This window comes from Halomonas sp. KHS3, from assembly GCF_000830495.1.
Taxonomy (GTDB): domain Bacteria; phylum Pseudomonadota; class Gammaproteobacteria; order Pseudomonadales; family Halomonadaceae; genus Vreelandella; species Vreelandella titanicae.
In genome coordinates, this window is the sequence record NZ_JWHY01000001.1 from 18,998 (window position 1) to 35,652 (window position 16,655).

The window sequence follows — 16,655 nt, forward strand, 5'->3', positions numbered from 1 at the left end:
TAAATGCGTATATTAGATAATATGACTTTAAGGATGAGCTGGACGCTGGTTCTACTCTCATTCTTACTTATGCTTCTTGTGCTCAGTGGCACAGGGCTTTATGCCGTCAATCACAGCCAACAAAGCATCGAGCAGCTCACTAATGTCAATGTTAACCAGCAGGCTAGTCTCAACCGAACTAATTCTACGCTACAAGCCACACGCCTTAGCATGGCGCGCCTTTATGAGGAATTGATTGATCCACAAACAACGCTTACCAATGAAGAGAGGCAGCAGCGAGCTAATGAGCTGCATAGCTCACTTAATAGTACCCAAGACGTGTTTTCGAATTTTATCTCACTGCCCGCCGACGCAGCCCATGAGGCGATCATCTCGCCTATCGTAACAAGCTTTGACACCATGATAGATGTACACCTTTTGCCGCAAGTAGCTGCATTGTATGAAGGCGATACAGTTACTTACCGCGAACAGCGTGACGCCGCTTACCAGGCTTATGCAGCTTTCTATCAAGATGCGATTGGTTTTTTTCATCAAGTAGAAAAAGAAGGTAACAACCGGCTGACCAATTTTGACTCTGTCATCAGCCTTTCCACTATTACCATCATCACCGTCTTCATTATAGCGCTCATGGTTACCGTGATTGTTTACTGGGGCGTAGGTGTTAATTTAATACGGCCTTTGCACCGCATTACCGAGCATTTCAAGAGCATGGCGGAAGGCGACCTTTCAAGAGAAGTGGAAACCCGCGGTCGAAATGAAATCGGCGTGCTTTTCACCTCTCTGCGTCATATGCAGCAAAGCTTACTCGGAACTGTTATGACGGTTAGAGAAAGCAGTAGCGAAGTATTTACCAGCGCCCAAGAGATCGCCAAAGGTAATCAGGATCTCTCGGCGCGTACGGAACGACAGTCAGCCTCGTTAACCGAAACCGCGTCAAGCATCGAAGAAATGACCTCAACAATGGAGCGCAACAGCGAAAACACTATCCAAGCAAGACAAGTAGCTCGTGAAGCGGCGAACACTGCGGATCAAGGCGGTAGTGTGGTTATGGAGGTCATTAGCCATATGCACAACATCCGCGAAAGCTCACAGAAAATCACCGACATCATCAAACTGATTGACTCCATTGCTTTCCAAACCAATATTCTCGCCCTCAATGCTTCAGTAGAAGCGGCACGTGCTGGAGAGCATGGCCGCGGCTTTGCGGTAGTGGCCAGTGAAGTACGCCAGCTCGCTACCCGCAGCGCTAGCGCTTCAACGGATATTCGAAAGCTGATTGAAACATCGGTCAATATGGTAGAAGCCGGCACGCATCAAGCGGATAAAGCAGGCGAAACCATGGCGCGAATCATGGCATCGGTGACCCAGGTCACCACGTTAATGGACGAGATATCCGTAGCAACCGAAGAGCAACGCGCGGGTATTCGAGAAGTTAATATCGCAGCTAACGATATGGAGCAAACGACTCAACAAAATGCCGCGATGGTCGAACAAGCCAGTGCGGCCGCCATCGAGCTTCAGCATGAGGCCGAACGCCTCAACTCCATCGTCGCCCGGTTTAAGCTGAATGAATCAACACCGCAGCTAACGGCGCAAGCGGTCAATACCCACTAACGATACACAGTAGTGCCTTACTAAAAGCACCCTACCGTTAAAGCAAAGCCACGGGAACGAGCACGTGGCTTTATTAAAAATAAACATCTGGAGCAAGACAGTATGATCCTGGGTCTTACATTGCTATATGTGGGCGCTGTTTTGTTTATAAATGGTATCTGGCTGCTGGGAAAAATCAGCAACCAAGAAGTCTCAATCATCAACGTCCTGGTTGGGTTGCTCAGCTTTATTATAGCCATGCACTTAATTTTCAAAGACCCTAACAACACGGTTGAGATTAGCGCAGGGGCTTTTACGCTCTTATTTTCAATAACCTATCTTTGGGTAGGTGCCAATCAGTGGCTAAAATCTGATGGCAAAGGATTAGGTTGGTTCTGTCTTTTTGTAAGCATCACCGCCGCGGTTATTGGTGTGCACTCAATCGCTGGCTACACGACAAGTTTCAAATTATGGAATACGGTTAACTGGTTTTCATGGTCTCTTTTATGGCTTAGTTTCTTCTACCTATTAGCGCTAGCGAAGCCTATTCAGCGGTACGTTGCAACTTATACCATTTTTTGTGCGATCTTTACCGGCTGGATTCCAGGCGTCATAATTTTGCTAGAACTTATTAGTACATAATTTTCAATAAACGCTTCCTCTTAAAGGTGTTTTTAAACCTTCCTCAAAAAGACCAACTTTCGAATCGTGCCGCTTATGCCAGGCTGATACTAATAAAACCACCAATAAGCTGATTCGCCGATGTTTCCCGAAAGTGCTGCGCTTATTAGTTGAATTCAGAATTCAAGATGGCCAATATTAACCACGCTGAAAGAACACTATAGGTTACCAGCTCATGAACTGGTAGTTGACGGATCCATCATGATCAGCAAACCCTGTATGGGTTGATGGGCATAAGCGTTAATATCAAAGTGCTTGCGCCAGGTAAGTGGCCAGTAACCCTAAAGGCGAATGCGGCCCAGGTGATCGCGCATTACTAGGGCCTGTTGACGTTTCATCAGCGTAGCGGGGACGGCTCGGGCAAGTGCGATATTGTATCTACGACTTCCGTAATGACGACTATTCTCGATAAACACCAAACTCTCCCGCAACTTCCGCCAGCTTATTGTGTAACGCTGTCAGTAGCTCGGCCTTGGCCGAACTGGCGCGATGGATCATGCCAATTTGTCTGAAGACTTGGGGCTCACCGAACGGCAATGTCAGCATGTCGCGACCGTTCTCGCGCACCGCGACATTTGGCACGATGCTGGCACCAAGGCCCGCGGCCACGCACTCCACGATGGCTGGCACGGTGTCGATCTCAGCGATGTCCTGCACCGCTATGCCTAGCCGGGCCAGCTCGTTGTTGATCATTGCGCCCAGCGGCACGTTACTGCCAAAGCGCACGAAGGGCAACGTTTCCAGCAACTGCTGAACCGGCATCGGCGGTGTTCCGGGCGGCGCTATCACCACTAACGGCTCGCGTATGAACGGCGACCACAAGAGATCGCGCGACACGCCGGAGTGCTCGGCGACCACCGCCACATCCAGCCGGTCGGCGTTGACATCACTGATCAGCGTCGAAGACATGCCCACTCGTAGGTTTACGTTCAGCTCGGGGAACTCCTGTCGCAGTGCCACGATGGCACGTGGCAGTAGGCCGATAGTACTGGTGCGCACCGAGCCAATATTGAGCGTACCCGTTATCTGCTTCCCGGACAGAACGCCACGCGTTTCATCCACCAAGGCCAGAATCTGTTTAGCCGTTTCAAGCATTTTCAGCCCCTGGAGGTTGAGGCTAGGAGGGCGGGAGTCACGATTGAACAGCTTGGTATCCAGTTCCTGCTCAAGCGAATGGACCTGTTGGCTAACAGCGGAAGGGGTCAAATTTACGATCAAGGCCGCCCGCGCGAATGTGCCATGCTCAGCGATCGCTACGAATGTTCGTAGTTGGCGAGTGTCCATAAACCCTCCTTAAATGAAGAAATGCTTAACATAAAGGCAAATTTTATTCGCTTTTGTATAAAAAATCTTCCTGTATTCTAAAAATCAATTCGAAAGCAGTCGCCTGTGATGCTACGCCGATCAGTGTCCGGCTGCCCTCGTTACAACAGGGAGGATCTGATTTGGCACTACAACCTTTGATTCTAATAACAGGCCCCGACCTTGCCCCCACTGCAAAGCAAATGGCCGAAGACGCTGGCTATACCCTTGTTCACACACCCCCCTATCCATCTGAGGAGGTACTCGCTGACTTCCTCAAACAGTACGACCCGGTTGGGGTCGTGTCTCGAATGGGGCAATTTGGTGCCGGTGCTGTCGCAGCAGGGAAATCGCTGCGCGTTATCTCCAAGCATGGCGCAGGCGTCGACAATATCGACATCGATGCAGCAACCCAACATGGTATCCAAGTCATCCGGGCGGCAGGTGGCAATGCAGTTTCTGTTGCGGAACACACGGTTGCTCTAATGTTCTCGACGATCAAACGTTTGCTGCCACTGGATGCAGGCATGCGGGCAGGACGCTGGGAAAAGGCGGGATTCCTCGGTCGAGAATTATCCGGCATGCGTTTAGGTCTAGTGGGTGGCGGCGCCATCGCTGCCGCCGTAGCGAAGCTGGTGAAAGGCATGGGTCTCGACGTGCTCGTCTACGACCCCTATGCCTCGGTGGACGCCATCAAAGCTATGGGCGCACGCCGCGCCGAACGCATCGAGGACCTGCTCCGCCAATCGGACATCGTCAGCCTGCACTGCCCCCTTACCGAAAGCAATACGCACATGCTTAACGCCGCGATGCTCGCCCTGATGCCGGCCGACAGCTACGTCATCAATACTTCTCGGGGTGGTCTGATCGACGAGGCGGCCCTGCTTGCCGCCCTAGAGAGTGGGCATATCGCAGGCGCAGGACTAGACACTTTCGAACAGGAGCCGCCATTGGACGTGAACGCTCTGGCCGCGTCTGAGCGAGTCATTCTCACGCCCCATATCGCAGGCGTCACCAAAGAAGCTGGCAAGCGCGTCGGCGAACTGGCGGTAAGCGGTATCGTGGACTTCCTCGCTGGAGAAACCCTACCGAAAGCCCGCTTGGTCAACACCCTAGCCTGAACGCACCATCTTTAATGTTGAGTCACATGACGGAGTAATGCCATGACAGTCGGAAATAGAGTTCTTCAGCGCCAGCGCCGTGTCGACGACGACCTCGTTAAGGCGTTCGCAGTACTGCCCGTAGCGGTGGTCAGCGATAGCATGTCCCGCGTCTTCGCCGGTGGCCCAGACCTTCGCCCGATGCATCGCGCTGGCAATTTAGCCGGGGTCGCCCTTACTGTTCGTACGCGCCCCGGTGATAACCTGATGCTGCACAAGGCCATCGACATGGCCCAGCCCGGTGACGTCATCGTCTGCGATGCCGGAGGGGACACCACCAATGCCCTGATGGGTGAGTTAATGCTGGCTTACGCGGTCAAGAAAGGCGTTGCGGGTTTCGTGCTCAACGGTGCGCTGCGCGACCTGGACGGCTTTCGCGATACCAACCTGCCGACCTTCGCCGTGGGCGTCACGCATCGCGGCCCATACAAAAACGGGCCAGGTGAGATCAATACTCCGATCAACCTTGGCGGGATGGTTATTGAGCCGGGCGACCTAATTCTGGGTGACGCCGATGGCGTGCTGGCCGTTCCCTACGCTGATGCCGAGACAGTGCTAAAAGCCGCCCAAGCGAAACAGGCCTCCGAAGAGAAGCAAATGGTCGCCATACATACTGGCGAGAACGACCGCACCTGGGTTGATAAGGCTTTGGAAACGACGGGCTGCAGCCTCCTGCGAGGCTGAGTTTGCACCTGCCCAAAGCCGCCGCCCCGCTGGCAAACGCTCGGCTTCGCGCGTACTTGGCGGGTAACGCGGCTTCGGCTGTTGGCACCTGGGCGCAACGTGTGGTGCTACTATGGCTCGCCTGGGAGATGACACAGTCGAGCTTCATGCTAGGGTTAATGGCAATGGCGGACCTGCTGCCATCAATGGTCGTGGCTCCCTTTGCAGGCACATTGGTCGATAGACAAGACAAAATTCGCCTAGCCCTGTGGCTGCAGCTTCTCTCAATAGCGCCGCCTTGCATTATGCTGATTGCCATAATGGCCGAGCTTGTCAGCCCGACAATGTTGCTAATCGTGGCTGGATTAACTGGCATCCTGAACGGATTCGATCATCCAACGCGTATGGTCGTTGTCGGTAGCATCGTCCCTAAAGAAGATGTGCCTGGAGCGATAACGATCAACTCCATGGTGTTTAACCTTGCGCGGATGTTAGGTCCAGCCGCCGCCGGCATGGCGCTAACGCTGGAAGCACTTTGGTCGGTCTTCTTATTTAACACAATTAGCTATTTGCTCTTTGCACTGATACTAGCGCGGCTTTCCCAATCAGAAAATACTAACCAAAGGCGAGGGTCTGAGGGACTGGAAGGGTCGACGGAAGGCAAACTCAGCCACTCAACATGGTCAGCGGTAATACATGCACTGACTGGACATCACAAGCTCTTGCTGCTGTTCTTCGCCCTTCTAGCGCTATGTTATAGGCCTATTTTCGAATTATTACCGGCTTTTGCCGGTCAGGTCGTTATTGGAGAAGCAGCAAGAGCAAAGGCCTTCTCTTTGATGACATCAGCTCAAGGGCTCGGTGCGATAGGCGGTGGGTTGATGACCTCCTTCTTACTAACAAAAGGCTCTCCTCTCTCACTGGCCATAGGCTTCGGACTATCGGCAATATTGGCATGCGGATTATTTCTGATTAGCCATGTGTTATGGGCAGGATTATTAACCCTCGCCTGTTTGTCAGGAGCCATCCTGGCCAATGGTGTGTGTACGCAAGTTGTTCTGCAGACACAGGTGCCAGAGTCGGTGAGAGGAAAAGTGCTGTCACTCTATACAATGATCTTTCGAGGCCTACCAGCGATGGGGGCTATGGTAGCCGGACTAATCGCCGAGAATACATCCAACCGCGTCATCTTCGGCTTGAGCAGCCTACCAATAGTAGCAATGTTGCTTGTGCTGCTAGTGGCTCTAAACAAGGATCGAAAAAAGCTGAGTGACTCATAGCCCTTGAATCTGCAGAAGACTTCAAATCAATAACGTTCATAGATACGTTACTATTATGGGTTACTAGATAATCTGTAAAACCTCATCATTTTCCTCTTTTGATACAGATTAGCGGAGTTCGATTCGGCGCGCTCCCCGTTCCAAGATTGTCTCCCCCCCGATGCAGTCGTATAGGTTGATATCGCCTCAGGTACGTTTGCATCTTTTTGCTACGCCATGCCAATAAACTACCACTAAAGCGGCATATACAAGTCTGTAAAAACACGAATTTTTAATAAAGAAATTCTTCATACTTCTTCAAGAAAAACGCGCTTTATACAGAAAGTCTTTTCATGTTCCACTTCTGCTAGAAACACGCTTACCAATAGCTTAGATGCCCGTGGTTCGCGTCTTTTCGATCATAGATCAACATCTAACAACATGCGCTGTACCGCCAGTTCCTCGAACGGTAGAGACATAACAACGATTAATGAGGTATCGATATGAAAGCCTTCAAGCCCTCTTTGGTAACTAGCCTACTCATCATGGGTATAGCCACGACAGGTGCTGCTCAAGCCGCTGATTGGACCGGCTACACCTATTCGTCGGTTTCCACTACCGCGGCAGTAAAGGGAATGCAGCGCATCATAGACCGTACTGAAGCTGAAACCGAAGACCTGTCGATCACGCTGCATTTGGGAAAAACACTGCAGATTGCCTCCAGCGATATTACCCAGGCGGTCGGTAATGGCTTTATCGATTTCTCGGCTGATCTGTTTTTTTCCGGCAATGTGCCCATCGCGCGTATCCTCAATCTGCCAATGCTGATCCAGAACGATGAGGAGTGGGATAAAGCCTACGCGGCCATGTCTCCCTATCTCACGCAAGGCTTCGCCGAGCAGGATGTTACCTTTCTGGGCGCTTATCGCTACCCTCAACAAGTCATTTTCACCTCGTTCGAGATCGACTCCCTCGACGATCTCGAAAGTCATAAGATCCGCGTGACCTCGCCCGAGCAGGGTGCCTTCGTCGAGGCCTTCGGGGGCTCACCGATCACCCTATCCGGCTCCGAGGTTCCAACTGCCCTGGAGCGCGGCGTAATTGATGGTGTGCTAACAGCCAGTGCGGGCGGTGCAAAAAACTGGCACGAGTTCCTCGACTACAACTACCGATTACCGGTGAACTACGCCTATAGCGCCATTATCGCCAATACCAACGCCTACGAGTCCCTGAACGAAGCCGATCGCGAAACCTTCGCCACCATCATCAGAGAGGAGGCTTCTAACATCACCGAGGCCTTCCTTCTAGACGAGCAGGCCCAAAAGGAATCTCAGGGGGACGCTGGCATGACCATTGTTGAAGCAAGTGACGCAGAGATCGTCAAGGCCCAGGAAGCCCTCGCCCCCTTCTGGCAGGAATGGGCCAGTGAAGCCGGTCCTGAGCATGAACAGGCACTGCAGGATGTGCTCACAGCGCTCGGCAAGTAATTGATCTTTCAGAGGATCTCAACATGTCTGCCTCCCAACATGAAACAAGAAAAGGGCCGGCCTCCGCCGGCCCCATCTTTGACGTACTCTCCGCTATTGTGCGCATTCTCGCTAGCGCTGGGCTAATAACGCTAACGGTATTGGTCGTCGCCGAGATCGGATCACGGTTGCTTTTCAACAGTTCCCTACATGTAGTGGAGGAGCTCTCCGGCTACTTGGTTATCGCCACCACTCTGTTCGGCGCTAGCCTAGCAATCAGGAACAATGCATTGTTTCAGGTCGGTTTTATATACGAAACCTTGCCGCCTCGGGTCAGACAGGTGCTTGGTCTGGTGTACGTCGCGCTAGCCATGGGCATCTGCGGTGTGCTCGCCTGGCACTCCTCCCTGCTCGTCATGAGTTCGTTCGCACGCGGCAACGTGGCGCCCACCGCTCTGATGACACCGCTTTGGATCCCGCAGATGCTGCTGCCTGTGGGCCTGTCCGTGATGACCCTTTTCCTGTTAGAGCGTGCCTTGCTGCAACTAGGCATCGGAGGACAACGCTGATGGATGCAATCATTGCCTTTTCCGTCTTGCTGCTACTGATCCTCGGCGGTCTTTGGGTGCATTTCGCTGTAGGAGCCGCGGCCCTTGGGTATCTTTGGCTGATGAAGGGATTTGCTGGCTGGAATGCCCTTGGAATGGTTAGCTGGGGGGCATCCAACAGCTTCACCCTAGCCGCCATTCCGCTGTTCATCTTGATGGCGGAAATCCTACTCGGCAGCGGCCTGAGTGGCCGTCTCTATAACGGCATCGCACCCTTCATGCGCCGCCTGCCGGGCGGACTGCTACATACCAACATCATAGGCAGCGGCATCTTCGCCGCCGTCGCTGGCGGCAGCGCTCCCACAGCCGCAGCCATGTCGACTGTAGCCCTGCCAGCCCTATCCGCACGGGGCTACCAGAAGCGTATCATCGCAGGCTCACTGGCCGCCGGTGGCACCCTGGGCATATTGATTCCACCCTCGATCACCATGATCATCTACGCCACCTTCACCGAAACCTCCATCGCCAAGCTGTTCGCGGCCGGGCTGGTGCCCGGTATCCTGCTGGCTGGCTGCTATAGCCTGTTTATTGCCGCGCGCTCGCTACTCAACCCCTCGCTGGTGCCACGCGACACCACCCAGTTGCGGCTTTCCGATTACCTGAAGGCGGCGCTGGATGTCGTGCCATTCATGATATTGATCAGCTTCGTACTGGGCAGTATCTATTCGGGCATCGCTACGCCTACCGAGGCCGGTGCTGTTGGCGTAGTTGGGGCAGTAGTGATCGCTGCCGCCTACCGCAGGCTCAGCTTGAGCATATTACGCAAAGCCATCTCACGTACCCTGGTGATGAGCGGCAACGTGCTGTTCATCGTCTTCATTTCGATGATTTTCGCCTACGCCACTGCGCTATCCGGCGTCGGCGAGGATCTGGTTAGCTGGGTGTCCGAGGCGGACATGTCGCCGTTCGTTTTTCTAATGATCTTGCTGGTCACCTTCGCCATCCTCGGCTGCTTTATGGAAGGTCTAGGCATGATCTCGATCATTGTGCCGGTCATTTTTCCAGTGCTGATGGCGATGAACATCGACCCAGTGTGGTTTGGCGTGTTCGTAGTCATCCTGGTCGAGCTCGGCCAACTGACGCCGCCACTGGGCATCATCCTGTTCGTGGTCGCCAGTTCGGATCCCACCGTTAAAGTCGAAGACGTCGTCATGGGTGTGCTGCCCTTCTTCCTGATCATCCTGGCCTTCCTTGTTCTGCTGATCTGGTTCCCCGACATCGCCCTGTGGCTCCCAACCACGACCTTTGGAGGTTGAACATGGCATTCCCCCATCCCGACCCGATACTGATTGAGGCCGAGGTTTTCACCACACTGCCGACGTCACTGAGAAGATCCGACCAACGCTCTTACTGGGCGGATCGCAACCGGCGCGGGGCGGTGGTCGACAGCTTCATTGAGGGCCCATCCTTCGATCTTGAGGGCAACCTGTGGTTCGTTGATATTCCCTTCGGTCGTGTCTTTCGCGTCTCACCTAACGGCGCCGTCGAGCAGATCACCGAGTACGAAGGCCAACCCAACGGCCTGAAGATCAATACGGGCGGGCACATCTACATTGCCGATTTTCGTAACGGCATCATGCAGTTGAATCCGAACACCGGCGAAGTGACCACCGCGCTGGGCGATGCTGACACCGAGGGCTTCAAGGGCTGCAACGACCTGCACTTCGGCCCCGACGGCTCGCTGTACTTCACCGATCAGGGCCAAACCGGCTTGCAGGACCCCTCTGGCCGTGTCTACCGCTGGCACCCGGACAGCGGTCGGCTGGACTGCCTTATCGACAAAGTGCCGAGCCCCAACGGGCTGGTGCTCGATAAGGCTGGCCATGCACTCTATGTGGCGGTAACCCGAGCCAATGCTGTCTGGCGTCTGCCGATCTCGGACAGCGGACGCGTGGTAAAAGCGGGGCTATTCCTGCAGTTTTCCGGCGGCCGTGCGGGCCCGGACGGTCTGGCGCTTACCAAGGATGGTGGCGTGGTGGTCTGTCAGACCGGCATGGGACTGGTTTGGGTACACGATGCGCTCGGTGTGCCAATCGCCGTGGTGAGATCCCCTCGTGGGCTCGGCACCACCAACTGCGCCTTCGGCGGGCCGGAAGGCCGTACACTCTTCATCACCGAGTCTGACACCGGCACTATTCTGCGCGCTGAGCTGCCCGTCGGCGGCTTTCCCATGGCTTCCGGCTGGGGTATGTGATGCTGACGACGAAGCCGCAGCCCTACGACAGCTTCCTTGCCTCCTGTTCCACGACCCAGCGGAATCACCAAGACAGTGACGATGCCGCCAACGAGCGACCCTGGCGCCGACGCCCCGTCGTAGACTCACCGAACCCGCCGCCGCGGCCGGACTGGCTCACCCAGGTTCGGGAGCCCTCGCTGGCTCCGGATCAGAAGATCGTCGATGCCCATCACCACCTTTGGGATCGCCGAGGCTTTCGCTATCTGCTTGAGGAGTTCACCGACGACATCGGCGACAGTGGCCATTGGGTGACTGCCTCGATCTACATCCAGTGCCGGACGATGTATCGCGCGAGCGGCCCCGAGGCCTATCGATCCGTCGGTGAGATCGAGTTCGTTCGCGGCCTCTCCGCCCAGTCGCGTAGCGGCCACTACGGGCCCACCGACGTGGCAACGGCCATCGTTGGCTATGCCGACCTACTGATGGGTGCTAGCGTCGCGCCGGTGCTCGAGGCGCTGATGGAGGCTGGCGGCGGGCACTTTCGCGGTGTGCGCATGCCCGTCGCGGCGCATCCCGACCCCACCGTTCGTTCCAACCCCGTGCCAGCACCGGAGGGGCTGATGGTCAGCAAGCCCTTCGTCGAGGCAGCACGGCAGCTGTCCCGCCTCGGCCTGTCGTTGGATATATGGGCCTACCAAACCCAGCTCGACGAGGTAGCAACCTTGGCCCGCCGCCTGCCCGAGCTGACCATCGTTCTCGACCATGCTGGAGGGCCTCTGGGCGTCGGATCCTATCCCAGTCCTCATAGTGACCATAACTCGATCCATCGCCAGGCCTGGCGCGACGGTTTGGCGCGACTGGCCGAACTCCCCAATGTGATGCTCAAGATCGGCGGCTTTGGCATGCCGATCATGGGCTTCAGCTTCAACACAGGAAAGACGCCACCGAACTCACAGCACCTTGCCGATGCCATCGCCCCCGACGTGGACGCCTGCATTGAGCGCTTTACACCATCGCGCTGCATGTTGGAGAGCAACTTTCCTGTCGATAAGGGCAGTATCTCCTACGGCGTGCTGTGGAATGCCTATCACCGACTCACCGCCTCCTGGAGCCAGGAGGAACGCAACGCCGTGTTTCACGACACGGCTACACGGGTCTACCGGCTACCCGCCGGTTCATGACCTAACTAACCGCGCCGTTAATGAGCCATGCCCGCAAGTTCAACAACAAGATCGGAGTACGCCAACATGAAACAACGTTTTTTAAGCTTGTCCCTCGCCGCTGTCGCGTCGACTTCCCTCCTGGTCGGCACCAGCCTCGCTCAAGCCGACTATCCCGACAAACCGATCAACTTGGTGGTCGGCTACTCCGCCGGGGGCGGCACGGACGTCATGGCCCGCACAGTCGCCAAGTATCTGGAGGAGCAGTTGGGCGACGGCGCCACGGTGGTGGTTAAGAACATGCCTGGCGCGGGCGGCCAGATCGGATTTTCGGCGCTAGCCTCGGCCAGTCCAGACGGCTACACGATTGGCACCATGAATCTGCCAGCTGCCCTGGCGCTGACCTATGACCGCGAGGCTGACTACGACGTGGACAGCTTCACCTGGCTGGCCAACTTCGTCTCCGACCCTAATACCCTAGTGGTGCCGAAAGACTCTGACATCGCCTCGGTGGAAGACCTGATCGCGTACGCCAGGGACGTCCAAGGCAAGATGCCGGTGGGCCTGTCCTCGCTAGGCGGCAACGACCATTTCTCCGCTATCCAGTTCGCCGAGGCGGCCGACATTGAACTAAACTACGTACCGTTTAATGGCGCAGCCCAGGCGCGCAGCGCACTGATGGGCGGGCACGTGGCCATGGGCACCATGGCATATAGCCAGACGGTGGGCTTTGAAGATGAGCTACGCGTACTGGCCGTGCTGGCTGACAAGCGCCTGGAACAAGCCACCAACGTGCCGACGGCGAAGGAGCTCGGCTTCGATATCGAAATGGGCTCGTTCCGCGGCTTGGCGGCACCGGCCAACCTACCGGTTGACATCCGCTCTGCTCTGCTGGGCGCCCTTGAGGATGTGGCCGAGGACATCAACTTTAGCTCCGACATGGCACAGCAGGGCAACCCGCTGAGCGTCATCTATGGGGAAGACTATCGAGCCCTGGCCGAGGCCCAGGATGAGTTGACGCGGCGCACCTGGGAAGAGACGCCCTGGAAGTAATCTTATTTAACAGACCGACGCGAGGCACTGCTGTCCCGCGCCGGTTTATCTCTATTTCATCCCTCCGGCGCACCAGCCTCACTCAATACATAGTCACACTGAATTACTCCCACTCCCCCCGACCATAGTCGTAAGCCTTTACTGGCCGTTCGTCATGGTATTAGCGGCCAACCCCGATGACATGGGCTTTATCGCCTATCCTTTCCATAGATACAGAAAAACTTACCACACAGTTAAACATTATTCGCTTTTATCAAGTAATTCTGTACTGTTCACTGCACTAGACAGGCTTTGCCTTTTAGACCATCCGTGAATGTAAACGGGAGTACAACAACATGATCACAAAGTTTTCAACCATCGCCGCCACTCTCTGCCTCGCTAGCATTACCTCGACTCAGGCCCTCGCCGACTATCCAGAGAAAAAGATAGACCTGATCGTCGGCTATGCTGCAGGTGGTGGAACCGACGTCATGGCCCGCACCGTTGCGCCCTTCCTTGAGCAGTATCTTGGCGACGACGCTACCGTCGTAGTAAAGAATATGCCCGGTGCCAGCGGCCAGATCGGCGTCACCGCCACGGCCCAGGCCGATCCCGATGGCTACACTATCGGCACCTACAACCTGCCCGGCATGATGGCCCGCACCCTTGACCGCGACGCCGACTACGACGCCGATAGCTTCACCTACCTGGCCAACGTGGTAGACGATCCCAACGTGATCGTCACACCTAAGAGCAGCGACATCGACAGCATGGAAAAACTGGTCGCTGCAGCCCAGGAACGTGATGGTGCCATCACCGTCAGCATGTCAAGCCTCGGCGGCGATGATCATTTCTTCCTTATTCGGCTCTCCGAGGAGACCGACGCTGAATATACCATCGTTCCCTTCTCAGGCTCCGCGCCGGCGCGTAGTGCTCTCATGGGCGGTCATGTCGCAATGGGGATCATCAACTTATCGGAGGTGGTCAACTTCCGTGACGAGCTCAATGTGCTGGGCATTGCCACCAACGAACGTTCTGAACTACTGGAAGGTGTGCCGACCTTTACCGAGCAAGGCTACGATCTTGTCAACGGTTCGCTGCGTGGGTTTATTGCCCCCTCCGGCCTGCCGGAAGAGGTCGAGGCCAGCCTGATTAGTGCCTTCGAGAAGACGTACGAGGATCCAAAATTCCAAGAGGCTATGCTCAAATCTGGGAATCCTATCAGTCTGACGACAGGAGATGATTTTCAAGCACTTAACGCAGAGCAGCTTGAACTGGCCGAGCGTGTTTGGGAATCCTCACCCTGGAAATAAATTGATTGGCCGGGGTGTTCAATCAACCCGGCCAACCATGGCAAGCCCCCCTTCGTCACGCCCCGTAACAGGATAAAACGTCACCTCCACCATGTCGCTCGACTCGCTTGGTGGTAGACGCTCTACGAGCAAGCCAGCCAGAGAATAGAACATGAAACAGACCACTTCAGGGCAAGGGCCTCATCCCGACCTCATCACCGGTATCGCCATCATTGTTGTCGCAGGGTTTCTTCTGTTACGCACACCCGACATGCCGACCATGAGCTCCCTGCTGCCGATAACAATGCTGAGCACGCTAATCGGGCTCTCTGTATTAATGATTTTACGGGTTTTCTTCGCCACGCGAAGCGAGCGCTTTAAAGCCCCACGGCACCAAATATTCGAGAATTTGCCGCGCTTTCTCGGCATTGTCGTGGCCATTGGGCTCTACGTGGCCAGCGTGAGCTTGATCGGCTTTTACACAACCACCGCGGTTATGGTGCCTTTGGTGGCGTGGAGCTTCGGCTATCGGGATATCAAGCGGTTGCTGCTGGCGGATCTGATATTCACCGGCGGCTTGGCAATAATTTTCGCCTTGCTGATGGGTCAGGATCTCCCCACTGAACTCTTTATACGCTGAAAGAGGGCTGACACATGTATGGAAGTTTGATTGATGCACTCCCAGCGGTGCTGTCTCTCGGCAATTTCGCCGCTGTCGTGCTCGGCGTCATAACGGGCATCTGTATTGGTGCCTTGCCCGGGCTCAGCGCCACCATGGCAATCTCGGTACTGATTCCCTTCACCTTCGGCATGGATCCACTGGTAGCACTTGGCATGATGGCCGGTATCTATAACGGCGCCATGTACGGTGGTGCTATTCCCGCGGTGCTGCTGCGCATTCCCGGCACCCCCGCCGCCGTAGCCACCAGCTTCGACGGCTACCCAATGGCCCAGCAAGGCAGGGGCGGCTATGCGCTTCAGGTCTCAGTGGTGTCATCCGCCATCGGAGGCATCGTCTCGGCTATCGTGCTCATGCTATTGGCCCCGCCGCTGGCCAAGGTAACACTGCTGTTTGGCCCCTCCGAGGTTTTCTGGGTCGCCGTCTTCGGCCTCTCGGCCATCGTCTTCCTGCTCGGCGGAGACGTCCTCAAGGGCTTGTTGAGCGCCTGTTTCGGCGTTTTTGTCTCGCTGGTCGGGCTAGACTCTATCTCCGGATATGACCGCTACACCTTCGGCCACCTGGAGTTACTCGACGGCATCAACATCGTGGTGCTACTCGTCGGGCTCTACGCCATACCGCCGGCAATCGCCCTCCTGGAGGAAGTCGTGGATGTCGACACCTCCACGGCCAAAAAGCTCAATACGACGAGCCTCTGGAAGGCCTTTCCGAGCATGCTGAGATTCTGGAAGACTTGGCTGCGCTCTTCGGTGATCGGCGTGTTCGTCGGCATCCTGCCGGGCGCTGGCGGATCAATGGCGGCCTTTCTCAGCTACAACGAAGCACGTCGCGCATCCAGTAATCCCGAAGACTGGGGCAAGGGCGAACCCGAGGGCGTAGCGGCCTCCGAGACCGCCAACAACGCCGATACCGCCTCAGCACTGATTCCCGCCTTGACGCTCGGCATCCCCGGTACCGCGGTGGCTGCAGTGATGCTCGGTGGCCTGATGATCCACGGTCTGCAACCTGGCCCGATGCTCTTCCGTGACAACCCCGGCATTGTGTTCGGCTTCATGTGGCAGTTCCTGTTCGCCGCCATCTTGCTGATCGTACTTGGCGGCGCCCTGGCCACCAACAGCTTTGCACAGGTTCTGCGTCTGCCGCGTCCACTGCTTGGCGCTTTCATCATCACCCTGGTTCTAGTGGGGGTCTACTCGATCAATGGCCGGATGTTCGACGTTTACTTGATGCTGGGCTTCGGTTTTATCGGCTACTTTATGGACAAACTGAAGTTCCCATTGCCCCCAGTCGTGCTGGGCCTAATTCTCGGTGGCTTCGCCGAGCAGAACTTGCGTCTGGCTCTGCGTATTGGTGGCGGCGATTGGACAGCCTTGGCAGCGAATACAACGTCGAAGGTGCTTATTGCCATGATTCTTCTTGTCATTCTTACGCCACTCTTTTCACGACTGTCCCGCCGTAAGAAGAGTCAGTCGACGGCATAGTACCCCGTTAATAATTTATGCCCTCCGGTCTGATATGGCATGAAAGCGCGGCGCCCCTGCCGCGCTTCTTCTGTTGTTTGCCCCCGGTGACCAAGGGGATGTC

Annotated in this window: 16 protein-coding genes; 14 read left to right on the forward strand and 2 right to left on the reverse strand. The window is 55.7% G+C overall.

The window, feature by feature from the left end; all coding sequences use genetic code 11:
• Positions 1 to 21 precede the first annotated feature (21 nt).
• Positions 22 to 1,614: a methyl-accepting chemotaxis protein gene (locus RO22_RS00075; RefSeq protein ID WP_268747772.1), complete on the forward strand. Its 1,593-nt coding sequence runs from the start codon at positions 22 to 24 to the stop codon at positions 1,612 to 1,614.
• Between the two features lie 102 nt (positions 1,615 to 1,716).
• Positions 1,717 to 2,235, forward strand: coding sequence for an AmiS/UreI family transporter (locus tag RO22_RS00080; protein ID WP_027957844.1), 519 nt, complete (start codon positions 1,717 to 1,719; stop codon positions 2,233 to 2,235).
• A gap of 438 nt (positions 2,236 to 2,673) precedes the next feature.
• On the opposite strand, the gene RO22_RS00085 is transcribed toward RO22_RS00080, so the two are convergent.
• A complete protein-coding gene (locus RO22_RS00085; RefSeq protein ID WP_041157235.1) occupies positions 2,674 to 3,558 on the reverse strand; it encodes a LysR family transcriptional regulator in 885 nt (294 codons plus the stop codon).
• A gap of 161 nt (positions 3,559 to 3,719) precedes the next feature.
• On the opposite strand from RO22_RS00085, the gene RO22_RS00090 reads away from it, so the two are divergent.
• The 10 genes from RO22_RS00090 to RO22_RS00135 all read left to right on the forward strand — a co-directional run bounded on the left by RO22_RS00090 (position 3,720) and on the right by RO22_RS00135 (position 14,413).
• Positions 3,720 to 4,697, forward strand: a complete 978-nt coding sequence (locus RO22_RS00090; RefSeq protein ID WP_235270453.1) for a hydroxyacid dehydrogenase — start codon at positions 3,720 to 3,722, stop codon at positions 4,695 to 4,697.
• Between the two features lie 42 nt (positions 4,698 to 4,739).
• The gene (locus RO22_RS00095; RefSeq protein ID WP_027957847.1) at positions 4,740 to 5,420 is read left to right on the forward strand and encodes an RraA family protein; all 681 of its coding nucleotides are present in this window, start codon (positions 4,740 to 4,742) and stop codon (positions 5,418 to 5,420) included.
• Between the two features lie 2 nt (positions 5,421 to 5,422).
• Entirely contained in the window at positions 5,423 to 6,679 is a 1,257-nt protein-coding gene (locus RO22_RS00100) for an MFS transporter (protein WP_027957848.1), read from the forward strand.
• Positions 6,680 to 7,161: 482 nt separating this feature from the next.
• A complete protein-coding gene (gene dctP, locus RO22_RS00105) occupies positions 7,162 to 8,145 on the forward strand; it encodes a TRAP transporter substrate-binding protein DctP (protein WP_200890205.1) in 984 nt (327 codons plus the stop codon).
• A 23-nt stretch (positions 8,146 to 8,168) separates the two neighbouring features.
• Positions 8,169 to 8,693 (forward strand): TRAP transporter small permease, encoded by a 525-nt coding sequence (locus RO22_RS00110; RefSeq protein ID WP_027957850.1) that lies wholly within the window; start codon positions 8,169 to 8,171, stop codon positions 8,691 to 8,693.
• Entirely contained in the window at positions 8,693 to 9,988 is a 1,296-nt protein-coding gene (locus RO22_RS00115) for a TRAP transporter large permease (protein WP_041157236.1), read from the forward strand. Before RO22_RS00110 ends, RO22_RS00115 begins: the two co-directional genes overlap by 1 nt.
• A gap of 2 nt (positions 9,989 to 9,990) precedes the next feature.
• Positions 9,991 to 10,926 (forward strand): SMP-30/gluconolactonase/LRE family protein, encoded by a 936-nt coding sequence (locus tag RO22_RS00120; RefSeq protein ID WP_041157237.1) that lies wholly within the window; start codon positions 9,991 to 9,993, stop codon positions 10,924 to 10,926.
• Positions 10,926 to 12,089, forward strand: a complete 1,164-nt coding sequence (locus RO22_RS00125) for an amidohydrolase family protein (RefSeq protein ID WP_202606161.1) — start codon at positions 10,926 to 10,928, stop codon at positions 12,087 to 12,089. Before RO22_RS00120 ends, RO22_RS00125 begins: the two co-directional genes overlap by 1 nt.
• Positions 12,090 to 12,155: 66 nt before the next feature.
• On the forward strand, positions 12,156 to 13,121 hold the full coding sequence (locus RO22_RS00130) for a Bug family tripartite tricarboxylate transporter substrate binding protein (RefSeq protein WP_041157238.1): 966 nt from the start codon (positions 12,156 to 12,158) through the stop codon (positions 13,119 to 13,121).
• 335 nt (positions 13,122 to 13,456) lie between these two features.
• The gene (locus RO22_RS00135; RefSeq protein WP_009286103.1) at positions 13,457 to 14,413 is read left to right on the forward strand and encodes a Bug family tripartite tricarboxylate transporter substrate binding protein; all 957 of its coding nucleotides are present in this window, start codon (positions 13,457 to 13,459) and stop codon (positions 14,411 to 14,413) included.
• An 18-nt stretch (positions 14,414 to 14,431) separates the two neighbouring features.
• Here the strand turns inward: RO22_RS00135 and RO22_RS25140 are convergent, their stop codons facing one another.
• Positions 14,432 to 14,566, reverse strand: a complete 135-nt coding sequence (locus RO22_RS25140) for a hypothetical protein (protein ID WP_255200324.1) — start codon at positions 14,564 to 14,566, stop codon at positions 14,432 to 14,434.
• Here RO22_RS25140 and RO22_RS00140 point away from each other — a divergent pair.
• Together RO22_RS00140 and RO22_RS00145 are read left to right on the forward strand one after the other, a co-directional pair.
• The gene (locus RO22_RS00140) at positions 14,565 to 15,032 is read left to right on the forward strand and encodes a tripartite tricarboxylate transporter TctB family protein (protein ID WP_041157239.1); all 468 of its coding nucleotides are present in this window, start codon (positions 14,565 to 14,567) and stop codon (positions 15,030 to 15,032) included. The two genes, RO22_RS25140 and RO22_RS00140, sit on opposite strands and share 2 nt — an antisense overlap.
• 14 nt (positions 15,033 to 15,046) lie before the next feature.
• The gene (locus RO22_RS00145; protein WP_041157240.1) at positions 15,047 to 16,552 is read left to right on the forward strand and encodes a tripartite tricarboxylate transporter permease; all 1,506 of its coding nucleotides are present in this window, start codon (positions 15,047 to 15,049) and stop codon (positions 16,550 to 16,552) included.
• Positions 16,553 to 16,655: the final 103 nt, after the last annotated feature.

What these genes read in the sequence shown, in the direction of transcription:
- RO22_RS00075 (WP_268747772.1), top strand. Translation starts at nt 22, where the DNA reads ATGACTTTAAGGATGAGCTGGACGCTGGTTCTACTCTCATTCTTACTT.
- RO22_RS00080 (WP_027957844.1), top strand. Translation starts at nt 1,717, where the DNA reads ATGATCCTGGGTCTTACATTGCTATATGTGGGCGCTGTTTTGTTTATA.
- RO22_RS00085 (WP_041157235.1), bottom strand. Translation starts at nt 3,558, where the DNA reads ATGGACACTCGCCAACTACGAACATTCGTAGCGATCGCTGAGCATGGC.
- RO22_RS00095 (WP_027957847.1), top strand. Translation starts at nt 4,740, where the DNA reads ATGACAGTCGGAAATAGAGTTCTTCAGCGCCAGCGCCGTGTCGACGAC.
- dctP (WP_200890205.1), top strand. Translation starts at nt 7,162, where the DNA reads ATGAAAGCCTTCAAGCCCTCTTTGGTAACTAGCCTACTCATCATGGGT.
- RO22_RS00110 (WP_027957850.1), top strand. Translation starts at nt 8,169, where the DNA reads ATGTCTGCCTCCCAACATGAAACAAGAAAAGGGCCGGCCTCCGCCGGC.
- RO22_RS00115 (WP_041157236.1), top strand. Translation starts at nt 8,693, where the DNA reads ATGGATGCAATCATTGCCTTTTCCGTCTTGCTGCTACTGATCCTCGGC.
- RO22_RS00120 (WP_041157237.1), top strand. Translation starts at nt 9,991, where the DNA reads ATGGCATTCCCCCATCCCGACCCGATACTGATTGAGGCCGAGGTTTTC.
- RO22_RS00125 (WP_202606161.1), top strand. Translation starts at nt 10,926, where the DNA reads ATGCTGACGACGAAGCCGCAGCCCTACGACAGCTTCCTTGCCTCCTGT.
- RO22_RS00130 (WP_041157238.1), top strand. Translation starts at nt 12,156, where the DNA reads ATGAAACAACGTTTTTTAAGCTTGTCCCTCGCCGCTGTCGCGTCGACT.
- RO22_RS00135 (WP_009286103.1), top strand. Translation starts at nt 13,457, where the DNA reads ATGATCACAAAGTTTTCAACCATCGCCGCCACTCTCTGCCTCGCTAGC.
- RO22_RS00140 (WP_041157239.1), top strand. Translation starts at nt 14,565, where the DNA reads ATGAAACAGACCACTTCAGGGCAAGGGCCTCATCCCGACCTCATCACC.
- RO22_RS25140 (WP_255200324.1), bottom strand. Translation starts at nt 14,566, where the DNA reads ATGTTCTATTCTCTGGCTGGCTTGCTCGTAGAGCGTCTACCACCAAGC.
- RO22_RS00145 (WP_041157240.1), top strand. Translation starts at nt 15,047, where the DNA reads ATGTATGGAAGTTTGATTGATGCACTCCCAGCGGTGCTGTCTCTCGGC.